Annotated in this window: 6 protein-coding genes; all 6 read left to right on the top strand. The window is 62.6% G+C overall.

Annotated features, from left to right (window positions below):
* Entirely contained in the window at nucleotides 1-1,443 is a 1,443-nt protein-coding gene (locus tag ACF8O8_RS20010; RefSeq protein WP_010955346.1) for a sigma-54 dependent transcriptional regulator, read from the top strand.
* 913 nt (nucleotides 1,444-2,356) lie between these two features.
* Entirely contained in the window at nucleotides 2,357-3,739 is a 1,383-nt protein-coding gene (locus ACF8O8_RS20015; protein WP_070096298.1) for a polynucleotide adenylyltransferase PcnB, read from the top strand.
* The gene (folK, locus tag ACF8O8_RS20020) at nucleotides 3,736-4,215 is read left to right on the top strand and encodes a 2-amino-4-hydroxy-6-hydroxymethyldihydropteridine diphosphokinase (RefSeq protein WP_010955348.1); all 480 of its coding nucleotides are present in this window, start codon (nucleotides 3,736-3,738) and stop codon (nucleotides 4,213-4,215) included. Before ACF8O8_RS20015 ends, folK begins: the two co-directional genes overlap by 4 nt.
* Nucleotides 4,216-4,477: 262 nt before the next feature.
* A complete protein-coding gene (panB, locus tag ACF8O8_RS20025; RefSeq protein ID WP_392510319.1) occupies nucleotides 4,478-5,278 on the top strand; it encodes a 3-methyl-2-oxobutanoate hydroxymethyltransferase in 801 nt (266 codons plus the stop codon).
* Nucleotides 5,275-6,138 carry a pantoate--beta-alanine ligase gene (gene panC, locus ACF8O8_RS20030; RefSeq protein WP_350298567.1) on the top strand — a complete coding sequence of 288 codons (864 nt, stop codon included), beginning with the start codon at nucleotides 5,275-5,277 and terminating at the stop codon, nucleotides 6,136-6,138. The genes panB and panC overlap by 4 nt, the downstream gene beginning before the upstream one ends.
* 206 nt (nucleotides 6,139-6,344) lie before the next feature.
* The coding region (gene pgi / locus ACF8O8_RS20035; protein WP_392510320.1) for a glucose-6-phosphate isomerase at nucleotides 6,345-7,810 on the top strand (1,466 nt) is incomplete at its 3' end.

Here is a 7,810-nt window from a genome sequence, read left to right on the forward strand (position 1 = left end):
ATGCCGCACATTCTGATCGTCGAAGACGAAACCATCATCCGCTCGGCCCTGCGTCGCCTGCTTGAGCGGAACCAGTACCAGGTCAGCGAGGCCGGCTCGGTGCAGGAAGCCCAGGAACGCTTCAGCATTGCCACTTTCGACCTCATCGTCAGCGACCTGCGCCTGCCCGGCGCGCCCGGCACCGAGCTGATCAAGCTCGGCCAGGGCACCCCGGTGCTGATCATGACCAGTTACGCCAGCCTGCGCTCAGCGGTGGACTCGATGAAAATGGGCGCGGTGGACTACATCGCCAAGCCCTTCGACCACGACGAGATGCTGCAGGCAGTAGCGCGTATTCTGCGTGACCGGCAGAACGCCCCCGCTGCTGCACCGCCAGCCGAGCCACGCGCCAGCAATGGCAAGGCTACAGCGTCCGACAAAGGCAGCGCGGCAACGGCCAATGGCGAGATCGGCATCATCGGCTCGTGCCAGCCCATGCAGGACATGTACAGCAAGATCCGCAAGGTCGCGCCTACCGACTCCAATGTGCTGATCCAGGGCGAGTCGGGCACCGGTAAAGAGCTGGTGGCCCGCGCCCTGCACAACCTGTCTCGCCGGGCCAAGGCACCGATGATCTCGGTGAACTGCGCGGCCATCCCCGAAACGCTGATCGAATCCGAACTGTTCGGCCACGAAAAAGGCGCGTTCACCGGCGCCAGCGCCGGGCGCGCCGGCTTGGTGGAGGCCGCCGATGGCGGTACGCTGTTCCTCGATGAAATTGGCGAACTGCCGCTCGAAGCCCAGGCTCGCCTGCTGCGTGTGCTGCAGGAAGGCGAGATACGCCGGGTAGGTTCGGTGCAGTCGCAAAAGGTCGATGTGCGCCTGATCGCCGCGACCCACCGCGACCTGAAAAACCTGGCCAAGGCCGGCCAGTTCCGTGAAGACTTGTATTACCGACTGCACGTCATCGCCCTGAAGCTGCCGGCCCTGCGCGAGCGTGGCAGCGACGTCAACGAGATCGCCAACGTCTTCCTCGCCCGCCAGAGCGCTCGCATCGGCCGCGACGACCTGCACTTCTCGGCCGAGGCCGAGCAAGCCATTCGTCACTACAGCTGGCCCGGTAACGTGCGTGAACTGGAAAACGCCGTGGAGCGCGCGGTGATCCTCAGCGAGAGCGCAGAAATTTCCGCCGAGCTGCTGGGCATCGACATCGAGCTGAGCGACCTGGATGAGGATGACATCCTCGACAATGCCCTGGTGGTGGCCAACGCGGGCAATGCCAGCCACGAGCCGACCGAAGACCTGTCGCTGGAAGACTACTTCCAGCACTTCGTGCTTGAACACCAGGACCACATGACCGAGACCGAACTGGCACGCAAGCTCGGCGTAAGCCGCAAGTGCCTGTGGGAACGCCGCCAGCGCCTGGGCATCCCACGGCGCAAGAGCAACGCTACCAGCGAGTAATTCAACCTGCCCAGTGTTCGCCGCAGCAAGTGCGGCGCCTGTGGGATCGAGCGCCGCCCACGCGGCGCATCGCGAGCGAAGCTCGCTCCTACATCTGTTTCGGGCCAATCAATCCTGAGCCATTGGCGCGCGGCCCCTTGTGTGTCCCCTTCAATATCCTGTCGTGCACCGAGGGGGATGCGCGCCAATGGCACAGGCGCAGAACGGGGTGTCGCGAACACATCTGGCCTGGGAACACCCCAGGTAACACCTCACCTCCCGTAAAAATCTGTTACCCAAGCTTTCCGCCGTAACAGTCCCCGAGGCGTACGGTAACGAAATTGCGACATCTTCGACCTGCCAAAAATTGCAGAGCCCGCTCAACCCCTTGATTTTATTGGGTTTTGAAAAGTTGGCACGGCACCTGCTATATGTTTGGTACAAGAACAATAACAAGCACTGCAACTCAGAATAAGAACAAGACGAAACGGCTCACGCACAATAAAAACAAGATGGCGGAGGCGCAGCTAACTGATTCTTTTGGAGAGGATGCGTGTTTGGGGCTTGCCCCACAACCAGGCAGAGAACAACAAAAACTGCACTAAAAGCAGCGCCTGAACTGGTTGGATCGACTGATCAACGTGTCATCAGCGGCCAAAGCAATCCGTTTGCTCTTTACCCCCGGTTTGGGGGTCGTCCACAAGTTTCGAGATTTGTGGGCAGGGCACTCAACAAAAACAAGAAGCCCAGCAAAAAAACAATAAGAGCACGCAACGACTTCTTGGGGAGCTTAGGCTCCCCTTGTCGTTTCTACCCTTCTGGCAGGCATCCTGCTACCCGCCTACACCATTCCCCGAGTAAATGCTAGAATCCCCGCCCATCATGCGGCCATTCTCCTATTCTTGGCCGAACATTCCTTCACACAGTGCATCCCATGCTGAAGAAGCTGTTCCAGTCTTTCCGCCCGCCCGTACCGGGCCCGCACCACAGGCGCACCACGCCCGAGGTGATCAACAAGAGCCAGCACTCGCTGCAGCGCCACCAGTTCAGCCGTCATGCGGTGAACATCGTGGAGCGCCTGCAAAGCGCCGGCTACCAGGCTTACCTGGTCGGTGGCTGTGTCCGCGACCTGATGCTGGGCATCACGCCGAAGGACTTCGACGTCGCCACCAGCGCCACCCCCGAACAGGTCCGTGCCGAGTTCCGCAACGCCCGCATCATTGGTCGTCGCTTCAAATTGGTCCATGTGCATTTCGGCCGTGAGATCATTGAAGTCGCCACCTTCCGCGCCCACCACTCCGAGGACGACCAGGGCGATGCCCACCGTTCGTCGCATAACGCCAGTGGCCGCATTCTGCGAGACAACGTGTACGGCACCCTGGAAGAGGACGCGCAACGCCGCGACTTCACCATCAACGCCCTGTACTACGATCCGGTCAGCGAGCGCATTCTCGATTACGCCAACGGTGTGCACGACGTGCGCAATCGCCTGCTGCGGCTGATCGGAGACCCGACCCACCGCTACCAGGAAGACCCGGTGCGCATGCTGCGCGCGGTGCGCTTTGCTGCCAAGCTCGACTTTGGCATCGAAAAGCACACTTACCTGCCGATTCGCGGCCTGGCCCCGATGCTGCGCGAGATTCCACCCGCGCGCCTGTTCGAGGAATGCCTCAAGCTGTTCCTCAGCGGCCAAGGTGCCATCGCCTTCGAAATGCTGGTTGACCTGGAGTTGTTCGAACCGCTGTTCCCGGCCAGTGCCCACGCGCTGGATGAGCGGCCGACCTACACCCACACGCTGATCAGCCAGGCACTGAACAACACCGACCTGCGCGTGAAGCAGGGCAAGCCGGTGACGCCAGCCTTCCTGTTTGCTGCTTTGCTCTGGCCAGCTCTGCCGGCCCGTGTGCTGCACCTGCAGAACCAGGGCGTGCCGCCGATCCCGGCCATGAACGGTGCAGCCCACGACCTGATCGCCGAGCAGTGCGCGCGCATTGCCATCCCCAAGCGTTTTACCCTGCCGATCCGCGAGATCTGGGACATGCAGGAGCGCCTGCCGCGCCGCAGCGGCAAGCGCGCCGACATGCTGCTGGACAACCCGCGTTTCCGCGCCGGTTACGACTTCCTGCTGCTGCGTGAAAGCGCCGGGGAAGAAACCGACGACCTGGGCCAGTGGTGGACCGATTACCAGGAGGCAAACGACAGCGAGCGCCGCGAGATGATCCGCGAGCTTGGTAGCCGTGACGAAAGTGCCGGCCCGCGCAAGCGCAAGCGCAGCGGCAGCAAACGCAAGCGCAGTGGCGACGAGGCGTTCGAGTGACCATTCGCGCCTACGTAGGTCTGGGCAGCAACCTGGACGCACCTGCCGAGCAACTGCGTAGTGCCTTGCAGGCGCTGGACCAGGTCGAAGCCACGCGCCTGGTAGCCGCCTCGGCCCTGTACACCAGTGATTCGCTGCTGCCCGGCCAACCGCGCTACACCAATGCTGTCGCCGCCCTGGACACCGCCCTGGCACCACTGGCATTGCTCGATGCGCTGCAGGCCATCGAAAACGACCAGGGCCGCGTGCGCAAAGAGCGCTGGGGCCCACGCACGCTGGACCTGGACATCCTGCTGTTCGGTGACCAGGTGCTCGACCAGCCACGCCTGAAAGTGCCGCATTACCACATGCATGCCCGCCCGTTCGTGCTGTATCCGTTGGCCGAGCTGGTACCGGGGGATTTCCGCCTGGCCGATGGCCGCGCCCTCGCGCAACTGCTCGACGAATGCCCGTTCGTCGGCCTGGAACGCCTGTAGACCGGGCGTTCCAGCCTGCATCGCCACCTCGGTAACGCCAGTAACACCCTGATCGTAACAATGCGGTAACAGGGTGATTGACTTCCCACACCTCGCTCACGACTATAGGCGTCCCGTGTGGCACCAAAGTGCCGCATACCCGTATTTAGGCCCGGACGGACCTGTGCCCGAACATCACGCGCGATGATGTGCCGCTCCGGAAGATGACTACACGCGTTGAATGCAGTCGTTTTTTACAGCGCCTGAACGAGGAGTTTCCTACATGCCTGAAGTAACCCTTACCACCCTTAACGGCCTCAAGGCCAAGGGTGAAAAAATCACCATGCTGACCTGCTACGACGCGACCTTCGCCAAGGCCGCCAGCCAGGCCGGCGTTGAAGTGTTGCTGGTGGGCGACTCGCTGGGGATGGTCCTGCAGGGCCACGACAGCACCTTGCCGGTCACCACGGCGGAGATGGCCTACCACACCGCCAGCGTCAAACGCGGCAACGACGGCGCGCTGATCCTTACCGACCTGCCGTTCATGGCCCATGCCACCCCCGAGCAGGCCTTTGCCAACAGCGCCACACTGATGCAGGCCGGCGCCCACATGGTCAAGATCGAAGGCGCAGCCTGGCTGGCCGAAACCATCCGCTTGCTGGCCGAACGTGGTGTGCCGGTGTGCGCGCACATGGGCCTGACCCCGCAAACCGTCAACGTGCTGGGCGGCTACAAAGTGCAGGGCCGCCAGGAGGCCCAGGCCCGGCAGATGCGTGCCGACGCCATTGCCCTGGAACAGTCCGGTGCGGCCATGCTGCTGCTCGAGTGCGTACCCAGCGAACTGGCGGCGGAAATCACCAATGCCGTTGGCATCCCGGTAATCGGCATTGGCGCCGGCAGCGCCACCGATGGCCAGGTACTGGTACTGCACGACATGCTCGGCCTGTCGCTGAGCGGCCGGGTACCGAAGTTCGTGAAGAACTTCATGCAGGGCCAACCGGATATCCATAGCGCCCTCGTCGCTTACGTCGAGGCGGTCAAGCAAGTCAGTTTCCCAGGCAGCGAACACGGGTTCAGTGCATGAATACAGTCAAGACCGTCCGCGAACTGCGCGCGGCAGTGGCCCGCGCCCGCGGTGAGGGCAAACGCATCGGTTTCGTGCCGACCATGGGCAACCTGCACAGCGGCCATGCGGCCTTGGTGACCAAGGCTGCCCAGCGCGCCGATTTCGTGGTCGCCAGTATCTTCGTCAACCCGCTGCAGTTCGGCGCCAACGAAGACCTCGACAAGTACCCACGCACCCTGGCAGCCGACCAGGAGCGCCTGGTGCAGGCCGGCTGCAACCTGCTGTTCGCGCCCACGGTGGAAGAGATGTACCCCGACGGCATGAGCGTGCAAACCCGCGTCAGCGTGCCCCAGCTTTCCGAAGGCCTGTGCGGCGCCAGCCGCCCTGGGCATTTCGAGGGTGTGGCCACCGTGGTGAACAAGCTGTTCAACATGGTCCAGCCAGACCTTGCCGTGTTCGGCGAGAAGGACTATCAGCAGTTGGCGGTGATCCGCGCCATGGTGCGCGACCTGAACATGCCGATCCAGATCATCGGCGAACCCACCGTGCGTGCAGAAGATGGCTTGGCGCTGTCGTCGCGCAATGGCTACCTCACGCCAGAGCAGCGTACAACTGCGCCAGCGCTGTACCGCACACTGCAGCACATTGCAGCGGGCATCGGCCGTGGCCAGCGGGATTTTGCCGCGCTGGTCGCTGAAGGCCAGGCGCAACTGAGCGCAGCGGGTTTCCGCCCGGATTACCTGGAAGTACGCCATGCCGTAAGTTTGCGCCCGGCAGTGATCGATGATCGAGACCTGGTGGTGATTGCGGCGGCTTACCTGGGTAACACACGGTTGATCGACAATCTCTACCTGCATTTGGAAGAGAAGACCGCATAACGGTCTTGGGCTGCCTTGCAGCCCATTCGCGGGCAAGCCCGCTCCTGCACGTTTACCTGTAGGGGCGGGCTTGCTTGCAATGCCCCCAAAATCCCCCTGCCATACCCATTCCCAGCACGTGGCCTTTGCCTATAATGGTGCCAGCCTGAACCCGGCAACGACTGCCGTGTCCAAGCCCTCACCACGCACCAAGGGAACCCCGCGCAATGGCGTATTACCGTACACCCCACGATGTGACGGCCCTGCCCGCCTGGCAGGCGCTTCAGAAACACCGCGACGCCATGCAAAGCTTCAGCATGCGCGAAGCCTTCGCCGCCGATGCCAAGCGCTTCGACCAGTTTTCCCTCAGCGCTTGCGGCCTGTTCCTCGACTACTCAAAAAACCTGATCACCGAGCAAAGCCGCGAGCTGCTGGTCAGCCTGGCCAATGAAGTGGGCCTGCAAGACGCCATCAAGTCGATGTTCAGCGGTGAGATCATCAACGCCTCCGAAGGCCGCCCGGTGCTTCACACCGCCTTGCGCCGGCCCGTAGGTGACAAACTCAGCGTCAACGGCGTGAACGTCATGCCGGAAGTGCACAAGGTGCTCAACCAGATTACCGAACTGGTTGGCCGCATTCACGATGGCCTGTGGCGCGGCTACAGCGAAAAGCCGATCACCGACGTGGTCAACATTGGCATCGGCGGTTCGTTCCTCGGCCCCGAGCTGGTGTCCGAAGCGCTGCTACCCTACGCCCAGCGCGGCGTGCGCTGCCACTACCTGGCCAATATCGACGGCAGCGAGTTCCACGAGCTGTCGGCCAACCTGCGCGCCGAAACCACCCTGTTCATCGTCTCGTCGAAGTCGTTCAACACCCTCGAGACGCTGAAAAACGCCATGGCCGCGCGGACCTGGTACCTGGCCCAAGGCGGCTCGGAAGCCGAGCTGTACCGCCACTTCATTGCAGTGTCCAGCAACAAGGCTGCTGCTGTAGCGTTCGGTATCCGCGAAGAAAACATCTTCCCGATGTGGGACTGGGTGGGCGGGCGCTACTCGCTGTGGTCGGCCATCGGCCTGCCGATCGCCCTGGCCATCGGCACTGCCAACTTCAAGGAACTGCTGTCCGGCGCCTACACCATGGACCAGCACTTCCAGACCGCACCGTTCGACAAGAACATGCCGGTGCTACTGGCCCTGCTGGGCGTGTGGTATGGCAACTTCTGGGACGCAAACAGCCACGCGATCCTGCCGTACGACCACTACCTGCGCAACATCACCAAGCACCTGCAGCAGCTGGACATGGAATCCAACGGCAAGAGCGTGCTGCAAGACGGTACCCCGGTGAAGACCGACACCGGGCCGGTGATCTGGGGCGGCGTGGGCTGCAACGGCCAGCATGCCTACCACCAGTTGCTGCACCAGGGCACCCAGTTGATTCCGGCCGATTTCATCGTGCCGGTGGTGAGCTTCAACCCGGTGGCCGACCACCACCAGTGGCTGTACGCCAACTGCCTGTCGCAGAGCCAGGCGCTGATGCTGGGCAAAACCCGCGAGGAAGCTGAAGCCGAATTGCGCGCTAAAGGCCTCAACGAAGCAGACATCGAAAAGCTGGCCCCACACAAGGTGATCCCGGGTAACCGCCCGAGCAACACGTTGGTGGTCGAGCGCATCAGCCCACGCCGGCTGGGTGCGCT

This window comes from Pseudomonas sp. TYF_14, assembly GCF_043105275.1.
Taxonomy (GTDB): domain Bacteria; phylum Pseudomonadota; class Gammaproteobacteria; order Pseudomonadales; family Pseudomonadaceae; genus Aquipseudomonas; species Aquipseudomonas alloputida.

What these genes read in the sequence shown, in the direction of transcription:
- ACF8O8_RS20010 (WP_010955346.1), top strand. Translation starts at nt 1, where the DNA reads ATGCCGCACATTCTGATCGTCGAAGACGAAACCATCATCCGCTCGGCC.
- ACF8O8_RS20015 (WP_070096298.1), top strand. Translation starts at nt 2,357, where the DNA reads ATGCTGAAGAAGCTGTTCCAGTCTTTCCGCCCGCCCGTACCGGGCCCG.
- panB (WP_392510319.1), top strand. Translation starts at nt 4,478, where the DNA reads ATGCCTGAAGTAACCCTTACCACCCTTAACGGCCTCAAGGCCAAGGGT.
- panC (WP_350298567.1), top strand. Translation starts at nt 5,275, where the DNA reads ATGAATACAGTCAAGACCGTCCGCGAACTGCGCGCGGCAGTGGCCCGC.